Source organism: Wenzhouxiangella limi (assembly GCF_010499265.1).
Taxonomy (GTDB): Bacteria; Pseudomonadota; Gammaproteobacteria; order Xanthomonadales; family Wenzhouxiangellaceae; genus Wenzhouxiangella; species Wenzhouxiangella limi.
Genome location: NZ_JAAGSC010000043.1, coordinates 363,373 through 379,492, shown reverse-complemented (window position 1 = coordinate 379,492; position 16,120 = coordinate 363,373). Strand labels below are relative to the sequence as shown.

The window sequence follows — 16,120 nt, the reverse complement described above, 5'->3', positions numbered from 1 at the left end:
TCGCGGATGGCGAAACGCAGGCCTTCTTCCATCGCGATCGGCGCGATCAGCTCAACCTGCATCTGCACGTTGTCACCCGGCATCACCATTTCCACGCCTTCCGGCAGCTCCACCGAACCGGTCACGTCCGTGGTCCGGAAGTAAAACTGCGGCCGGTAGCCCTTGAAAAACGGCGTATGACGACCGCCCTCTTCCTTGCTCAGGACGTAGACTTCGGCCTCGAACTTGGTGTGCGGGGTGATCGTGCCCGGCTTGGCCAGCACCTGGCCGCGCTCGACGTCGTCGCGCTTGGTGCCCCGGAGCAAAACGCCCACGTTGTCACCCGCCTGACCCTGGTCGAGCAGCTTGCGGAACATCTCCACGCCGGTGCAGGTCGTCTTGGTCGTGTCCTTGATCCCGACAATCTCGATCTCGTCGCCCACCTTGACAATCCCGCGCTCGACGCGACCGGTCACCACCGTGCCACGGCCGGAAATCGAGAACACGTCCTCGATCGGCATCAAAAACGCCTTGTCCAGATCACGCTCCGGCTCCGGCACGTAGGTGTCGAGCGCCTCAACCAGCTGCAGAATCGACGGCACGCCAATCTCGCTGTCGTCGCCTTCCAGCGCCTTGAGCGCAGAGCCCGTGATGATCGGCGTATCGTCGCCCGGGAAGTCGTAGTCGCTCAGCAACTCGCGAACCTCCATCTCCACCAGCTCCAGCAGCTCGGCGTCGTCAACCATGTCGGCCTTGTTCAGGTAGACCAGAATGCACGGCACACCCACCTGGCGGGCCAGCAAAATGTGCTCGCGCGTTTGCGGCATCGGACCGTCGGCGGCAGAGACCACCAGAATCGCACCGTCCATCTGGGCCGCACCAGTGATCATGTTCTTCACATAGTCGGCGTGACCAGGGCAGTCCACGTGCGCGTAGTGACGAGCATCCGACTCGTACTCCACGTGCGCCGAGGCAATCGTGATCCCGCGTTCGCGCTCTTCGGGCGCATTGTCAATCTGGTCGTAGGCACGAAACTCGCCGCCGCGGGCCTCCGCGCACACCTTCGTCAGCGCCGCCGTCAGCGTCGTCTTGCCGTGGTCCACGTGACCAATCGTGCCCACGTTCACGTGCGGCTTGTTGCGTTCAAACTTTGCCTTGGACATGCCTCTTAAACTCCGTTCCCTGTTGATATCGACCTGTAAATCCGGACCTGGTGCCCACGACTGGACTCGAACCAGTGACCTCTCCCTTACCAAGGGAGTGCTCTACCGCCTGAGCTACGTGGGCGCGTTCAAATTGTTGGAGCGGGTGATCGGGATCGAACCGACATCATCAGCTTGGAAGGCTGAGGTTCTACCATTGAACTACACCCGCAAAGCGTTCCGGTTCACCTCCAACTTGATGCCGAATGATGGTGGAGGGGGCAGGATTCGAACCTGCGAAGGCATAGCCAGCAGATTTACAGTCTGCCCTCGTTGACCGCTTGAGTACCCCTCCGCACGCTTCGACGCTTCAAAACCAGCAAAATACGTCAAATCCAGACGAAGCCCGCAATTGTCGCGTATTGCTCAATGCGAGTCAACACCTGTTTTGCAGATCCTGGCGCGAGACCGACGCGTCTCGCTGCAGGCAGACGCTTCAGACGTTGAATCGGAAATGCATGACATCGCCCTCGACCACCCGGTAATCGCGGCCTTCGAGGCGCAGCCGGCCCGCCGCCCGGGCGCCGCTTTCGCCGCCGCAGGCGACGAAATCCTCGTAGCCGGTCACTTCGGCCCGGATGAAACCTTTCTCGAAATCGGTGTGGATACGCCCGGCGGCCTGGGGCGCGGTCGCACCCCGACGCACCGTCCATGCCCGCACCTCCTTCGGTCCGGCGGTAAAGAACGTCAGCAGGTCAAGCAGCGCATAACCGGCCCGGATCAGGCGATGCAGGCCCGGCTCGGTCTGGCCGAGATCAGCCAGGAATTCGGCCTGCTCCTCGGGGTCGAGCTCGGCCAGTTCGGCCTCGAGGGCGGCACAGAGCACAACCACTTCGGCCCCCTCTGCGGCCGCATGGCGCCGGACCGCTGCAACCTGTTCATTGTCTTCGGCCGCGCGGTCGTCGACATTGGCCACATACAGCACCGGCTTGGCGGTAATGAAATGCCAGGATTTCAGCACCTCGCGCTCCTCGCTTTCGGTTGCCAACGTGCGCAACGGCTGTCCGGCGCCGAGATGCGCAACCACCCGCTCGAGCACCGCCTCCATTTTTTTGGCTTCCTTGTCGCCTGATTTCGTCTGACGACTCGCGCGCTCCAGCGCCCGCTCGGCCGACTCGAGATCGGCAAGCACCAGCTCGGTATCGATGGTCTCGATATCGGCCAGCGGGTCGACCTTGCCCGCCACGTGGGTGACGTCGTCGTTGACGAAGCAGCGCACGATATGGGCAATCGCGTCGGTTTCCCGAATGTGGGCGAGAAACTTGTTGCCCAGGCCCTCCCCGCGCGAGGCCCCGGAAACGAGCCCGGCAATGTCGACAAACTGCATCATGGTCGGCACAACCTTTTCTGGCCGGGCGATGCCGGCCAGCGCCTCGAGCCGTGGATCGGGCACCGCGACCATTCCCACGTTGGGCTCGATGGTGCAAAAAGGGTAGTTTTCCGCCGCGATTCCAGCCCGCGTCAGGCAGTTGAACAGGGTCGACTTGCCCACGTTCGGCAAACCAACGATGCCGCACTGAAAACCCATTAGCGTTTTTCTCCTTTGTGCTGTTCGGGATCGGCTGCCGCGGGATCCGGCGGCGCGGTATGCAGGGCCTGCAGCGCACGGTCGGTCTCACCGCGCAGCAGCGTCGGCACGATATCAATCGCCCGATCAATCGCCTCAATCATGCCCCGCTCGTCCTCGGCTCCGGCCCGGCTGAGCACCCAGGGCGTGACCGCCTCGCGCACGCCGGGGTGACCGATACCGATCCGCAGCCGCCAGAACCCCGGATCTCCGAGGTGCGAGAACAGGCTGCGCAGGCCGTTGTGCCCGCCATGGCCACCGCCCAGCTTGAGCCGCACCGTTCCCGGCGGCAGATCGAGATCATCGTAGGCGACCAGGATGCGGTCGATTGGAATGTCGAAATAAGCGGCCACCGCGCGCACGGCACGGCCCGAGTCGTTCATGAAGGTATCCGGCTTGAGACCGACGACATCGACAGCGCCCAGGCGCGTCTTGCCGGCATCGCCGTGGAACTTGCGCTCCGTCTTCAACGCCAGGCCAATTCGGCGATCCAGGGCATCCAAAAACCAGAACCCGGCGTTGTGCCGGGTTCTGCTGTACTTGCTGCCGGGATTACCCAGCCCGACGATCAGCCAGCGGGTGCTCACTCCGGATGCGCCCGAACGGTGAGCGCCCTAGTCCGGCTTTTTCTCGTTTTCAGCATCCGCATCGTCGGCCGACTCATCGCCTTCGCCTTCACCGGCCTCATCGGCCGCCTCGGACTCTTCGATCGTTTCCACCTCAGGGGCAATATCGGCGGCCGCGTCAGCCTCAGCGGCCAGCTCACCAGTGCCCTGTCCTTCGCGGATGTAGATGGCAGCGACGACGGCAGCATCGTTGTCTTCGGAAACCTCGAGGGTCGGAATGGTCACGCCGGCCGGCAAGCTAATCTGGCTGAGCAGGACGCTCTCGCCGGGCTCCAGATGGGTCAGGTCGATTTCGAGATATTCGGGGAGATTTTCCGGAGTGGCCGCAATCTCGACCTCCGTGATCTGGTGCGAAACCACCACGCCCGCCTGCCGCGCCGCCGGGGACTTGTCCTCGTTGACGAAATGCAGCGGCACATCGATCCGCAACTCCTGCCCGGCCGAGACCCGCAAAAAGTCCACGTGGGTCAGCAGCGGTTTGAATGGATGGGTCTGCAGGTCTCGCAGCACCACGCTCTGGCGCTTGCCGTCAGCAACCACAATGTCCAGCACCGAGGAGCGAAAAGCCTCGTCCTCGATGGCGTGGATCAGGTAGTTGTGGTCCACGATCAGATTGACCGGATCACGATCGCCTCCGTACAAAACAGCCGGCACTTTGCCCGTGCGACGCAGGCGGCGGCTCGCACCTTTCCCCACATCGGCACGCAGTTCGGCCGAAATTTCAAAATTCTTGCTCATGAGTGCACTCACTTCGGTTGCAACAACCGGTTGCGACAGGATTGAAAAACCCGAACGCCCGCGACCAGGCAATCAGGACAGCCGCCTATTATAGCCCGGACTGTCCGACGATGGAACCACTGGAAGCATTTCCACGGCGGCCATGAAACCTTCCTGCTAGGATAACGGTCAATAGACGCTGCATGGATGACCCGTCCGCGCGTTATCCACAGCAGACTGTTTCCACTAACCCTCAACTTCAAAGGATTGGTTGACCGAAGATGAACGATCGACTGAGAACCGTTTCCATTCCTCGCAGCAGCGGCGCCGAGATCGATGAAGATGCCCGTAAGGTTTTGCGCAACACCTGGAATCTGCTGGCGTTGACGCTGCTGTTCAGTTCGTTCATGGCGTATCTGGCCATGACCAACAACTGGCCGTATCCCGGCGTCCTGATCACGCTGGTCGGATATTTCGGGTTGTTGTTTCTGACCACCGCGCTGCGTAATTCGGCCTGGGGTCTGCTTGCCGTCTTTGCCCTGACCGGCTTCATGGGCGCCACCTTCGGACCGATCATCAACAGCTACCTGACGGTCTTCAGTAACGGCCACGAGCTGGTCATTGCCGCCTTTGGCTCCACGGCCGTGGCCTTCGTCGGCCTGTCGGCGTTTGCAGTCACCACGCAACGGGACTTCAGCTTCATGGGCCCGTTTCTGTTTGTCGGGATCCTGGTGGCCTTTCTGGCGGGCCTGGGCGCCATCTTCTTCGAAATGAGCGCTCTGGCGCTGGCGGTGTCGGCCATGTTCGCGCTGCTGATGTGTGGGCTGATCCTCTACCAGACCCAGCAGATCGTGCGCGGGGGCGAACGCAACTACATCATGGCCACCGTCACCCTTTTTGTATCCATCTACAACCTGTTTTCCAGTCTGCTGCACCTGTTCGGCTTTTTCATGGGCGAAGAATGAACCGATGGACGGCGGCGCCGGCAAGGCCGGTGCCGTCGCCCGATCAGCTTAAAGCAGCTCAGGACGGGTCTTGCACTGAGACCTTGCGCGGGATGAAACCCTCGATCAGCAGCAGTATCACCCCCAGCACGATCGCGCTGTCGGCGACGTTGAACGCCGGCCAGTGCCAGCCCTGGTAGTGCACATCGATAAAATCGACCACGTAGCCGAGGCGGATTCGGTCGATCATGTTGCCCAGCGCTCCGCCCAGCACCAGCGCCAGTGAAACCGGTAGCAGGCGCGCCCGATTGGGCAGGGTCTTGAGCCAGACCAGCAGCACAGCGCTGACCAGAACGGCGACGACCGTGAAAAACCAGCGCTGCCAGCCACCGGCGCCGGCCAGAAAACTGAAAGCCGCACCGTCGTTGTGGGCCAGGGTCAGGTTCAGCCAGTCGGTCACGACCCGGGGACGATAAAGTTCCAGCGTCTGTGTCGCCAGATGCTTGGTCCACAAGTCGAGCATCACGAGCAGCGCGGCCAGCGCCAGCCACAGCAAGTATCGGGGCCAGCCCATGCCGCTTGCCGCGCTCAAGCCCATTCCCTCGTCTCGGGATCGCCGCTGATGTTGCCGATACAGCGACCGCACAGTTCGGGATGGGCAGGATCCTGCCCCACGCTGTCGCGATGGTGCCAGCAACGAACGCATTTCGGGTTCCCGCTGGCGCGCACGCAAAATTTCAGTTGCTGACCATCGATCACGGCATCGCCAGATTCGTCCTCCACCGTTCCCAGACGAACATCGGACGAGATGAACAGAAACCGCAGTTCGTCTCCCATGCGGGCCAGATCGTCGGCGAGCCGCCCCCCGGTCTCCAGCGTGATCTCGGCGGCCAGTGACGAACCGATGGCCTTGGACCGACGCAGCTCTTCCAGGCGCGGGCCGACCACTTCACGCACGGCCCGAAGGCGGGTCCAGAACCCTCGCTGCTCCGACGGCATCTCGACGAGATCGTCGTACCAGGTCGCCAGCATGACCGAATCGGCCCGCTCGCCCTGCATCTGTGCCCAGATCTCCTCGGCGGTAAAGCAGCACAACGGAGCCAGCCAGCGCACCAACGCCTCAAGGATATGCTGCATGGCAGTCTGCGCCGAACGACGGGCCGGATGATCGGCCGGCAGCGTGTAGAGGCGGTCCTTGATGATGTCGAGGTAGAACGCGCCCAGATCCACGCTGCAGAAATGGTGCAGGCGCTGGTAAATGGAAAAGAATCGATAGTTGGCGTAGGCCTCGGTAATCTCGGCCTGCAGGCGGGCGGCCATGTCAACGGCATAGCGATCCAGCGGCAGCAGCTGGTCCGAAGGCACACCGTGGACGATCGGGTCGAAGCCGTCGAGGTTGCCGAGCAAAAAGCGCGCGGTGTTGCGAATCCGGCGGTAGGCGTCGGCGACGCGCTTGAGAATCTCGTCAGACACCGACATTTCCTGGCGATAGTCAGCCGCCGCGACCCACAGGCGGAGAATGTCAGCACCCAGCGTGTTCATAATCTGCTGCGGCGCGATCACGTTGCCCTGCGACTTCGACATCTTGCGGCCTTCGGCATCGACCGTGAAACCGTGGGTCAGCACCTGGCGGTAGGGGGCGCTGCCATGCATCGCCACCGAGGTCAGCAGCGAGGACTGGAACCAGCCGCGATGCTGATCGGAGCCCTCCAGGTACAGGTCGGCGGGCCGGGCCAGGCGCTCGTCCTGCTCGAGCACGCAATAATGCGTCACCCCGGAGTCAAACCAGACGTCGAGAATGTCGCTGACCGGCTCGTAGCGCTCGGGGTCGGCGCCCAAACGTTCGACGATACCGGCCCGGTACCAGACGTCGACGCCTTCTTGCGCCACAATTGCGGCGAGCTTTTCCAACAGCTGCGGCGTATCGGGATGGGGTTGCTGGCTGTCACGGTCGATCAGCAGTCCCAGCGGCACACCCCAGGTGCGCTGGCGCGAAATGCACCAGTCGGGACGGGTTTCGATCATGCCGCGGATACGCGCCTTGCCCCACTCCGGCACCCAGCGGACCCGATCGATTTCGGCCAGGGCATCGGCGCGCAGACCGGCCTGATCCATGGAGATGAACCACTGCGGCGTTGTGCGGAAGGCGGTGGGGGTCTTGTGGCGCCAGCAATGCGGATAGCTGTGCTCGAAACTCTCGGCCGCCAGCAGACTGCCGTTGCCGCGCATATGCTCGACCAGAACTTGATTGGCTGCCCAGACGAACTGACCGCCGACCACCGGCGTGTCATCGACGAAAATGCCGCGTCCGTCGACCGGATTGTAGACCTCCAGGTCGTAGTGCCGGCCGACTTCGAAATCCTCCTGGCCGTGACCGGGCGCCGTGTGCACCGCGCCGGTACCGGTCTCGGTCGTGACGTGGTCGCCGAGAATCACCGGTACGCGCGCGCCGTTGTAGGGGTGCTTGAGTTCCATATGTTCCAGCGTTGCTCCCGGGACCCGACCCAGTATCTCGATCTGGTCCAACTGCAATCGGGCGCAAACCGGCTCGTGCAGCTCGGCCGCCAGTACAATCTCGACCGTGCGGGTTCCCTGGCGGGCGCGCACCAGCTCGTACTCCAGCTCGGCGTTCAGGCAGACCGCGCGGTTGGCCGGAATCGTCCACGGTGTAGTCGTCCAGATGACCACCCCGGCACCGGGCTGCAGCCCGTGGACGCCGAAGCGCTCGCCCAGCGACTTTTCATCGACCGCCGGAAAGAGTACGTCGATCGCCGTCGAGCCCTTGTCCTGATACTCGATTTCGGCTTCGGCCAGCGCCGAGCCGCAGTCGAAACACCAGTGGACCGGCTTGACGCCGCGCTTGAGATGACCACGCTCGACGATGCGCGCCAGCGCGCGCAGCATGTTGGCCTCGTAGCTGAAATCGCGGGTTGCATAGCGCTGTGACCAGTCGCCCAGCCCGCCCAGGCGCTGGAAATCGGCCGACTGATTCTCGATCTGGCGATCGGCGTATTCCCGGCATTTCTGGCGGAATGCCGCAGCGTCGATCTTGTGTCCGACCTTGCCCACCTTCTTCTCAACCTGCAACTCGATCGGCAGACCGTGACAATCCCAGCCCGGCACATACGGCGAACGGTAGCCGGCCAGCAGGGCCGAACGGACGACGATGTCTTTGAGAATCTTGTTGACCGCGTGTCCGATATGAATATCGCCGTTGGCGTAGGGCGGACCATCGTGCAGCACGAAGCTCGGCCGATCGGCCGTCGCCTCCTGAATCCGTTCATACAGGGCCTGTTTCTGCCAGTCGGCAAGCATCTGAGGCTCACGGGCAGCCAGCGAGGCCTTCATCGGAAAAGCCGTTCGCGGCAGGTTGATCGTATTTTTGTAATCCATGGGATTGGGCTCGAGATTCAGGAGATTCAGGAAACGACGGTATCGGCCGCCAGCACTCGCCGGGCCAGCGCGGCATCGACCTGCATCTGGCGCGTCATGGCGGCCAGATCGGCAAATTTTTCCTCGCCGCGCAGACGCTGCCGGAACTCGATTTCCAGCTGCCGACCGTACAGATTGCCATCGTAATCGAACAGGTGGGCTTCGAGCAGCCATTCGGTACCGTTGACGGTCGGCCGGCGACCCAGGTTGGCCACACCGGGATGGTTATCCAGCCCGGCACCGCTGATGCGAACCGCAAACACGCCCTGCAGCGCCGGTGGCACCGGCGGCCGCAGATTGACCGTCGGAAAACCCAGGGTGCGCCCCAGCTGCTGACCGCTCAAGACCCGCCCACCCAGCGCGTAGGGTCGTCCCAGCAGGGCAGCGGCCGCGTCCAGCTCACCGGCGGCGAGTAATCGTCGAATCCGGCTCGACGAGATCTTTGCCGAATCCCGACAGACCGGCTCGATGACCTCAACGCTGAAACCCAGCTCCTGGCCCAGCCGGGCCAGCAGATCCACGTCGCCGGCCGCACGCGCGCCGAAACGGAAATCCGCGCCGACCACGACGTGCCGGGCACCCGCACCCTTGACGACCACATCGCGCACGAAGAGCGCCGGATCGAGCGCGGCGAAAGCGCGGTTGAAGCGCAGCATGAACAGCCGCTCCAGACCCAGCCGACGGCAGCGGCGAATCCGGTCGCCAGGCCCCATCAGCCGGGGAACGGGTGCCTCGGATCGAAACAGGGTGGCCGGAAGCGGCTCGAAACACATCAGCGCGGGCACCAGATCCGGCGCGCGGCCGAGCACCGCGGCAATCAGCGCCTGGTGACCCAGGTGCAAGCCATCAAAGTTACCGATCGTCAGCGCGACCGGCTCACCGGGCTGAACACGCGGGTGGAGGTTTCGAATGAGGTCCATGGCAGGGGTCAAATTCTACCGGGTTTAGCGACAAGGTGAGTTGGCGAAAGAGGACCCGGCCGCCGGCGCTGTCATCGCGAGCCTTGCTCCGGACCGTTGTTGATCAGCGGCCGCGCAAGCTGCCCAGGGCGCATTCCCAGCGCCAGCATTGACCCGCCGTAGACCGCGGCACCAGCCGCCACCGCCAGCGCAAGCCACCCGGCCCGGCCGCCGGGGCCGTAAGTTGCCAGCACGACGGCGTCGGGCACGATCCATTTCACCGCCAGCATCATCAAAAAGCAGGCCGGCAGCACCTGACCCAGACGAGCCCACGGCAACCGCGGTGCCAGGCCGGGTTCGCGCAGATTGCGCCACAGCAGGCTTGCATTGAGCCAGGCCGAAGCGCTTGAGGCCAGCGCCAGGGCCACGTGTGCCCCCGGATGAGCGGCCAGGGTCGCCAGCAGACCGGCCGAGAAGTCGCCCCCGGCCAGATAATGCGTCAGCGCCAGCACGAAAACCACATTGAGCAGCATGTTGGCGACCAGCGCCATGACCGCGATGCGCACCGGCGTGCGCGTGTCCTGGCGCGAGAAATAGGCCGGGGCAAGAATCTTGACCCCGATGAAGGCGGGCAGGCCCAGGCAATAAACCATCAGCGCCAGGGCGGCCATGCGCACGTCGGTCATCTCGAAAGCGCCGTAGTGGAACAGGGTGACGTTGACCGCCTCGGCCAGCACCGCCAGCCCGCCGGCGGCCGGCAGCCCGACCACGATCCCCAGCAGCACCGCCCAGTCCAGCGTGGCCCGAAACTCGCCGACCCGCTTGCGCGCGTAAAGCCCGGCCAGACTGGGCAGGATGACGGTCGACAGGGCCACCCCGAACAGGCCCAGCGGGAACTCCATCAGCCGGTCAGCGTAATAAAGCCAACTCAACGAGCCGGAAATGAGCAGCGAGGCAATCAACACGTCAAGCAGCAGGTTGATCTGCGCGACGGAAGAACCGAACAGGGTCGGCACCATCAGGCGCAGGATCCGTCGGACCCCGGGATGGGTGAAACCGGCCCGGGGCCGCGGCAGGACACCGTGCCGGGCCAGCACCGGCAACTGCACGGCCAGCTGGACAACGCCGGCGACCAGCACCCCCCAGGCCAGTGCCTTGACCGGCTCGGCGAAATAAGGGCTGACCGCCAGGGCGGCAACGATCAGCGACACGTTCAGCAAGGCTGGCGTCAGCGCCGGCAACGCAAAGCGGCCAAAGGTGTTGAGAATGCCGCCGGCCAGCGCCGTCATGGCAATGAACAGCAGGTAGGGGAAGGTCACCCGAAGCATGTCCGCGGCCAGCGCCAGCTGCTCCGGCTCGGCCGCAAACCCGGGCGCAAAGATCCGCACCACCCACGGTGCAGCAGCCACGCCCAGCGCTGTGATCACCAGCAGAACGGCCAGCAGGGTGCCGGCCGTGGCATCGATCAGCGACTTCAACTCGGCCCGGTCTCCGCGCTCCCGGTACTCCGCCAGCACGGGCACGAAAGCCAGGGAAAACGACCCTTCGGCGAACAGGCGGCGCAGAAAATTGGGGATCTTGAAGGCAACGAAGAAGGCATCCGTCGCGGCGCTGGCGCCAAACCCGCGCGCCAGCACGACATCGCGGGCAAACCCCAGGATGCGCGAGACCAGGGTCATGGCACCGAAGTTGAACGTGGATCGCAGCAGGCTCACGCGGTCCTCCGATCCGTGTGCAGCTCAGGCCCCGTCGCACCTTGACTCCGCCACCGTTCCGTTGGACAATACTCTGCTAGCTTTTTTGACACCAGACCCAATCAGGAGTAATTCGTGGCCAATAGCGTTTCCGCCCGTAAACGGGCCCGCCAGGCCGAGCGCCATCGTCAGCGTAATGCCTCTCTGCGCTCACACGTTCGGACCCGGATCAAGAAGGTCGTGCGAGCCATCGAGAGCGGCGACAAGGCCGCCGCCGAAGTCGCCTACAAGGACGCTGTGCCGGCAATCGATCGTTCCGTCTCGCAGGGCATTATGCACGCGAACAAGGCAGCCCGGCACAAGTCGCGGCTCAATCAGCATCTCCGCGGCATGACCGGCTGATTGCCGCATTCCGATCTGCGGCCGGCGTCTTAGCGGGCGGCCGCAATCGCTTCACCTTCCATGAATGCCATGAGCAAAAAGATCCTGGTCGGGATCGACGGGTCGCCGCAGGGCGACAAGGCTTTCGCATTCGCTCTGGATCTGGCCCGTCAGGCAGGCGGCCGGCTTCATTGCTGCGCCGTGGTCTACGGTGCAGAAATCGAGATGGCCGAGGCCAGCGAGCGTGAGCCCCTGGTCGAGCGGCGTCGCCAGCGAGTGAACAAGCACCTGCAGGCGCTTCTTGAAAGCACCAGCGGGCAGGTGTCCACCCCCGTTGCGCACGTGCTCGAAGGCCATCCGGTCGAGCAGCTGCTCGAGCTGGCCGAACGGGAGAAGGTGGACCATATCGTCGTAGGTCACCGCAGCAAGGGACTTTTCGAACGGCTGCTGATGGGCTCTGTCGCCAAGCGGGTGGTCGATTTCGCCCGCTGCACCGTTACCGTTGTCCGCTGACGCTGCCCCGAACCGACATCAGCTGCCTTCGCGATAGCGCTGGTAGAGAATTCGCACCCTGCGCACGTATTCCTGTGTTTCCGGATAGGGCGGCACACCGCCGTGACGCTTCACGGCGTTCTCGCCGGCATTGTAGGCCGCAACGGTCCGGCTGAAATCCTGCTCGAACTGTTCACCCAGCCACGCCAGGTAGGCCGCGCCACCGGTAATGTTGTCGACCGGATCGAACACGTCGATCACTCCGAATCGTCGCGCGGTATCCGGCATCAATTGCATCAGCCCCTGGGCACCGGCATGGGATACGGCATCGGTCTCGAACCAGGATTCGGCGTGAACCACCGCCCGAATCAGCGCGGCCTCGACCCCGAAGACTTCGCTGGCAGCCTCGATTTCGGCATCGAAGCGCCCCACCAAGAGCGGAGTGCGCTCCCAGTCCACCCCCGTTCGGCAGGTGCCATAGCAGCCAAGATTTCGCACCCGGTACCGGGCGGTGTCGGGCTTTCGGTCAGTGAAGACGGTGATCCCGTTCTCGTCCACGTAGGTGTAGATCTGGCCGACCGCCGGCCCGGCCAGCACCAGCAGGACAAGCAACCAGAACAGCGGGAGTCCGCGCCTCATGCCTTTTCAGAACCCGCCGGTCACCGACAGCCCGCCGTCGGCCGTGATGACCTGACCGGACAGCCAGCCCGAATCCGGACCGCACAAAAAAGCGATGACGCGGGCAATGTCAGCCGGCTCGGCCAGCCTGCGCAGCGGCGTCGTGGACTCGAAGTAGCGAACCATGCGCTCATCGGCCAGCAGCGCCTGCGCGAAATCGGTCTTGACCAGCCCCGGCGCCACGGCATTGACGCGAATGCCGTCGCCACCAAGCTCCAAGGCCAGATTGCGGACCAGCTGGTTTTCCGCCGCCTTCGACATACCGTAGACGCCGATCTGGCGATTACCGAACAGGCCGGCGATAGAAGACACCAGAACAACCGCGCCGCCGCCGGCCTTTTTCAGGTGCGCTCGAGCGCAGTGCGCCATCCGCATCGCGCTGTAGACGTTGTTACCCATGATCAGGTCAAAGGCCTTGCGGTCGACCTGGTCTGACGACCCGTAGACCGGATTACTGGCCGCGTTCATGACCACGGCATCCAGCCGTCCGAATCGCTCGACCGTCCCGAGGACCAGCTGCTCAAGCTGGTCTTCATGCCCGATGTGGCAAGCGATTGCATGCGCCTGGCCGCCAGCAGCGCGAATGGCCTCGGCGACAGGCTCACAGCTCTCGGCCGAGCGGCTGGACACGACCACCCGGTAGCCGCGTTGCGCCATGAGTTCCGCTGCGGCTCGTCCAATGCCGCGACTGGACCCGGTGATGACAACAACTGGTTCGCTCACTTGTCTCTCCCTGATAACTTCGTGCTTCCTGCCATCCGTCTGCCGACGCGCGGGACCGGGCACGGCTCAGGCCAGCGTACGCAGCCGCTTGCCTTCAAGATGCGCCACGCAGTTGACCCGGCCCAGCCGCCAACCGCCTCTTTCGTCCAGTTCCAACTCTGTTACCGAGGCATTGTACAAGCTGACGTTGAGCCGGCGCTGCCACCCCAGATCGTATCCGCACAGCGAGGCGGTCAGCGTGCTGATCACGCCGGCCGAGGTGACAACCGCGAGCGACTGCCCCCTTTCCAGCCGCGCGCGCCAGCCGGCTGCCGGTTGCTGAACGCGTTGCTGAAACGCCTGCCAGGAGCCGTTGCAAGGATCTTTGAGTTCGGCGCGCTGCCAGCGCTCCAGGACCTCTGGAAACCAGTTCAGGAAGGCGTCGAGAAACCCGGCCGGATCCATCAAGGCCTGGTCCGGCGGGCGAAACAGGCCGAGCGCGTCAGACTGGTTGAGGGCATGCGCGACCATCCGATCCACGCGGTACTCGTTCAAACAGGGATCAATGAAAACGGTGCCGGGTGCGCAAAGCGCGTTTACGGTCTGTCGCTGACGCCGCAGCGCCCCGCTCCAGGCCAGCCAGTCCTCCCCCAGTTCGTCGGCAACGCGTTGACCGAGGCGGTCGGCCTGGTCCAGACCCAGCGCCGAGAGGCGGTCATAATCTGCAGTGCCCAGCATGCCCTGGGCATGGCGCAGCAACAGCAGGCGCGGCCGCCGCGGCCCCGCACCCGGTTTTGCGGCGCTGCCGTCAGAGAGCGCAGCTGCCGCCACGTCGAGCCAGGTACTGCTGGTGATACTCCTCGGCTTCCCAGAACGCATCCGCCGGTTCGATGCGGGTGGCGATCGGACCGGGGAAGCGGCCTGATGCATCCATCTCGGCCCGAATCTGCTCGGCAAGTTCGCGCTGCTGGTCGTCGTGGAAAAAGATGACCGAGCGATACTGGGTACCGGTATCCGGACCCTGGCGATCGACCTGGGTGGGATCGTGCATGGAAAAGAACGCGCGCAGCAGGCGCTGGTAACCGACCTCAGCGGGATCAAACTCGACCTGGACGACCTCGACATGGCCGGTCCGACCGGTACAGACCTGTTCATAGCTGGGCTGCTCCACGTGCCCGCCCATGTAGCCGACGCGCGCATCGACGACACCCGGCACCTGCCGGAAGCGCGCTTCCACGCCCCAGAAACAGCCGGCACCGAAGGTTGCTTTGCTGGTCATGATCCGTTCCTGCTTTTCGGGAAAGGCGCCATACTACCCGAGCCCGCCCGCCGATCGTGCGAAGATTCCCGCATGAACGAGACCTTTCTGTGGCACGACTACGAGACATTCGGCGCCGACACCCGACGCGACCGGCCAGCTCAGTTCGCCGCCGTGCGCACCGATACCGATCTGGAAGCGGTGGGCGAGCCGCTGGTGCTCTACTGCCGGCCTGCCGACGATGTCCTGCCCCACCCCGATGCCTGCGTGATTACCGGGATCACGCCCCAGCAGGCGCGCGCCCGCGGCGTGCCCGAAAACGAGTTCGCTGCCGCGATCGCCGAGGTCATGCAGCGACCCGGCACCTGTAGCGTGGGCTTCAACAACTTCCGCTTCGACGATGAGGTCACGCGCCACCTGTTCTGGCGTAACTTCTTCGACCCTTATGCCCGCGAGTACGCCAACGGCAACAGTCGCTTCGACCTGATCGACCTGGCGCGCATGACCCGGGCGCTGCGCCCGGAAGGACTGAACTGGCCCGACCGCGAGGACGGCACCCCCAGCTTCAGGCTTGAGGATCTGGCCGCCGCCAACGGCCTGGATACCCGCCGGGCGCACGATGCCCTGGCCGATGTGGAGGCCACCCTGGGTCTGGCCCGAAAGATCCGCAATGCGCAGCCCAGACTGTGGCAATGGGCCCTGCAACTGCGCCAGCGTCATGTCGTCAGCAAGCTTTTGGAGCCAAAACAGCCGCTGCTGCACAGCAGCGCCCGTCTACCCGCCCGCCGTTACGCCACAGCGGCCGTGCTGCCTCTTGCCTGCCATCCGTCAATTCGCTCCCAGTGGCTGATCTGGAACCTGCGCGAAGACCCCGCTCCCTATCTGCACCTGACCGAAGAGCAGCTGGCCGATCTGCTGTGGACGCCAGCCGCTGACCTGCCCGACGGCCAGGAGCGCCTGCCGGTCAAGCTGGTGCGAACCAATCGCTGCCCCATGCTGGCACCGATCACCGTGCTCAACGAGGCAGCCGCAAAGCGCCTGGCCATTGATCCCCGACAGATCACAGATCATGCGCATCGGCTTGCAGCTGCGCCAGCGTTCATCGAGCGGCTGCAGGGGCTGTTCAACCAGCCGAGCGCACCGGCCGCTGACCCGGAACTGGCGCTCTATGCCGGGTTTGTGCCCAAGGCCGACCTGGTTCTACGCGACCGCGTCCGCACGATGGCGCCCGAGGCGCTGTTTGCGCTGAACGAGCCTTTTCAGGACGAACGACTCAACGAGCTGCTGTTCCGGTATCGCGCCCGGCTGTGGCCCGACCGTCTCGACGACGAGGAACGCATTCGCTGGAAACACTACTGTCGCCGACGCCTGATTGACGACCCGGAGCTGGCCGGTCTTCGCATCGACGATTACCGCCAGCGCGTCCAGGCACTGCTGCAGGACAGCCCGGCACAGCGCGAGGTGCTGGAAGCCCTGATGCACTGGCCCGAAGAGATCGGACTGAATGAACTGCAGAACCAGGTTTCAGGTACTTGAAGCGTATTGATCA

16 protein-coding genes and 3 tRNA genes are annotated in these 16,120 nt (G+C 64.1%); 4 read left to right on the top strand and 15 right to left on the bottom strand.

The window, feature by feature from the left end; translation table 11 throughout:
- The 7 genes from tuf to G3I74_RS13575 all read right to left on the bottom strand — a co-directional run.
- Positions 1 to 1,142 (bottom strand): elongation factor Tu (gene tuf / locus G3I74_RS13605; RefSeq protein ID WP_164209414.1); only part of this gene is annotated, 1,142 nt, incomplete at its 3' end.
- Between the two features lie 48 nt (positions 1,143 to 1,190).
- Positions 1,191 to 1,266, bottom strand: a tRNA-Thr gene (locus G3I74_RS13600).
- 13 nt (positions 1,267 to 1,279) lie between these two features.
- Positions 1,280 to 1,353, bottom strand: a tRNA-Gly gene (locus G3I74_RS13595).
- A gap of 38 nt (positions 1,354 to 1,391) precedes the next feature.
- A tRNA-Tyr gene (locus tag G3I74_RS13590) sits at positions 1,392 to 1,476 on the bottom strand.
- A gap of 141 nt (positions 1,477 to 1,617) precedes the next feature.
- Entirely contained in the window at positions 1,618 to 2,709 is a 1,092-nt protein-coding gene (gene ychF, locus G3I74_RS13585) for a redox-regulated ATPase YchF (RefSeq protein ID WP_164212137.1), read from the bottom strand.
- The gene (gene pth / locus G3I74_RS13580; protein WP_164212136.1) at positions 2,709 to 3,335 is read right to left on the bottom strand and encodes an aminoacyl-tRNA hydrolase; all 627 of its coding nucleotides are present in this window, start codon (positions 3,333 to 3,335) and stop codon (positions 2,709 to 2,711) included. Before pth ends, ychF begins: the two co-directional genes overlap by 1 nt.
- A 27-nt stretch (positions 3,336 to 3,362) precedes the next feature.
- On the bottom strand, positions 3,363 to 4,112 hold the full coding sequence (locus G3I74_RS13575; RefSeq protein ID WP_164212135.1) for a 50S ribosomal protein L25/general stress protein Ctc: 750 nt from the start codon (positions 4,110 to 4,112) through the stop codon (positions 3,363 to 3,365).
- A gap of 260 nt (positions 4,113 to 4,372) precedes the next feature.
- Between G3I74_RS13575 and G3I74_RS13570 the strand changes: the two genes are divergently transcribed.
- Entirely contained in the window at positions 4,373 to 5,056 is a 684-nt protein-coding gene (locus tag G3I74_RS13570; RefSeq protein WP_164212134.1) for a Bax inhibitor-1/YccA family protein, read from the top strand.
- Positions 5,057 to 5,114: 58 nt separating this feature from the next.
- Here the strand turns inward: G3I74_RS13570 and lspA are convergent, their stop codons facing one another.
- The 4 genes from lspA to murJ all read right to left on the bottom strand — a co-directional run bounded on the left by lspA (position 5,115) and on the right by murJ (position 11,081).
- Positions 5,115 to 5,609 (bottom strand): signal peptidase II, encoded by a 495-nt coding sequence (gene lspA, locus G3I74_RS13565; protein ID WP_203594758.1) that lies wholly within the window; start codon positions 5,607 to 5,609, stop codon positions 5,115 to 5,117.
- A gap of 14 nt (positions 5,610 to 5,623) precedes the next feature.
- The gene (gene ileS, locus G3I74_RS13560) at positions 5,624 to 8,428 is read right to left on the bottom strand and encodes an isoleucine--tRNA ligase (protein WP_164212132.1); all 2,805 of its coding nucleotides are present in this window, start codon (positions 8,426 to 8,428) and stop codon (positions 5,624 to 5,626) included.
- Between the two features lie 26 nt (positions 8,429 to 8,454).
- The gene (locus G3I74_RS13555; RefSeq protein ID WP_164212131.1) at positions 8,455 to 9,387 is read right to left on the bottom strand and encodes a bifunctional riboflavin kinase/FAD synthetase; all 933 of its coding nucleotides are present in this window, start codon (positions 9,385 to 9,387) and stop codon (positions 8,455 to 8,457) included.
- A 71-nt stretch (positions 9,388 to 9,458) separates the two neighbouring features.
- Positions 9,459 to 11,081, bottom strand: coding sequence for a murein biosynthesis integral membrane protein MurJ (gene murJ / locus G3I74_RS13550; RefSeq protein ID WP_338063115.1), 1,623 nt, complete (start codon positions 11,079 to 11,081; stop codon positions 9,459 to 9,461).
- A 114-nt stretch (positions 11,082 to 11,195) separates the two neighbouring features.
- Between murJ and rpsT the strand changes: the two genes are divergently transcribed.
- Positions 11,196 to 11,462, top strand: a complete 267-nt coding sequence (rpsT, locus tag G3I74_RS13545) for a 30S ribosomal protein S20 (RefSeq protein ID WP_164212130.1) — start codon at positions 11,196 to 11,198, stop codon at positions 11,460 to 11,462.
- Positions 11,463 to 11,531: 69 nt separating this feature from the next.
- Positions 11,532 to 11,954 (top strand): universal stress protein, encoded by a 423-nt coding sequence (locus tag G3I74_RS13540; RefSeq protein ID WP_164212129.1) that lies wholly within the window; start codon positions 11,532 to 11,534, stop codon positions 11,952 to 11,954.
- An 18-nt stretch (positions 11,955 to 11,972) separates the two neighbouring features.
- Here G3I74_RS13540 and G3I74_RS13535 read toward each other — a convergent pair whose 3' ends face one another.
- From G3I74_RS13535 to msrA, 4 genes are all read right to left on the bottom strand, one after another.
- A complete protein-coding gene (locus tag G3I74_RS13535) occupies positions 11,973 to 12,572 on the bottom strand; it encodes a transglycosylase SLT domain-containing protein (protein WP_164212128.1) in 600 nt (199 codons plus the stop codon).
- A gap of 6 nt (positions 12,573 to 12,578) precedes the next feature.
- Positions 12,579 to 13,334 (bottom strand): SDR family NAD(P)-dependent oxidoreductase, encoded by a 756-nt coding sequence (locus G3I74_RS13530; RefSeq protein ID WP_338063114.1) that lies wholly within the window; start codon positions 13,332 to 13,334, stop codon positions 12,579 to 12,581.
- 66 nt (positions 13,335 to 13,400) lie between these two features.
- On the bottom strand, positions 13,401 to 14,144 hold the full coding sequence (locus G3I74_RS13525; RefSeq protein ID WP_164212127.1) for a histidine phosphatase family protein: 744 nt from the start codon (positions 14,142 to 14,144) through the stop codon (positions 13,401 to 13,403).
- Positions 14,122 to 14,592, bottom strand: a complete 471-nt coding sequence (gene msrA, locus G3I74_RS13520; protein WP_164212126.1) for a peptide-methionine (S)-S-oxide reductase MsrA — start codon at positions 14,590 to 14,592, stop codon at positions 14,122 to 14,124. The genes G3I74_RS13525 and msrA overlap by 23 nt, the downstream gene beginning before the upstream one ends.
- Before the next feature lie 72 nt (positions 14,593 to 14,664).
- On the opposite strand from msrA, the gene sbcB reads away from it, so the two are divergent.
- Positions 14,665 to 16,107, top strand: a complete 1,443-nt coding sequence (sbcB, locus tag G3I74_RS13515; RefSeq protein WP_164212125.1) for an exodeoxyribonuclease I — start codon at positions 14,665 to 14,667, stop codon at positions 16,105 to 16,107.
- Positions 16,108 to 16,120: the final 13 nt, after the last annotated feature.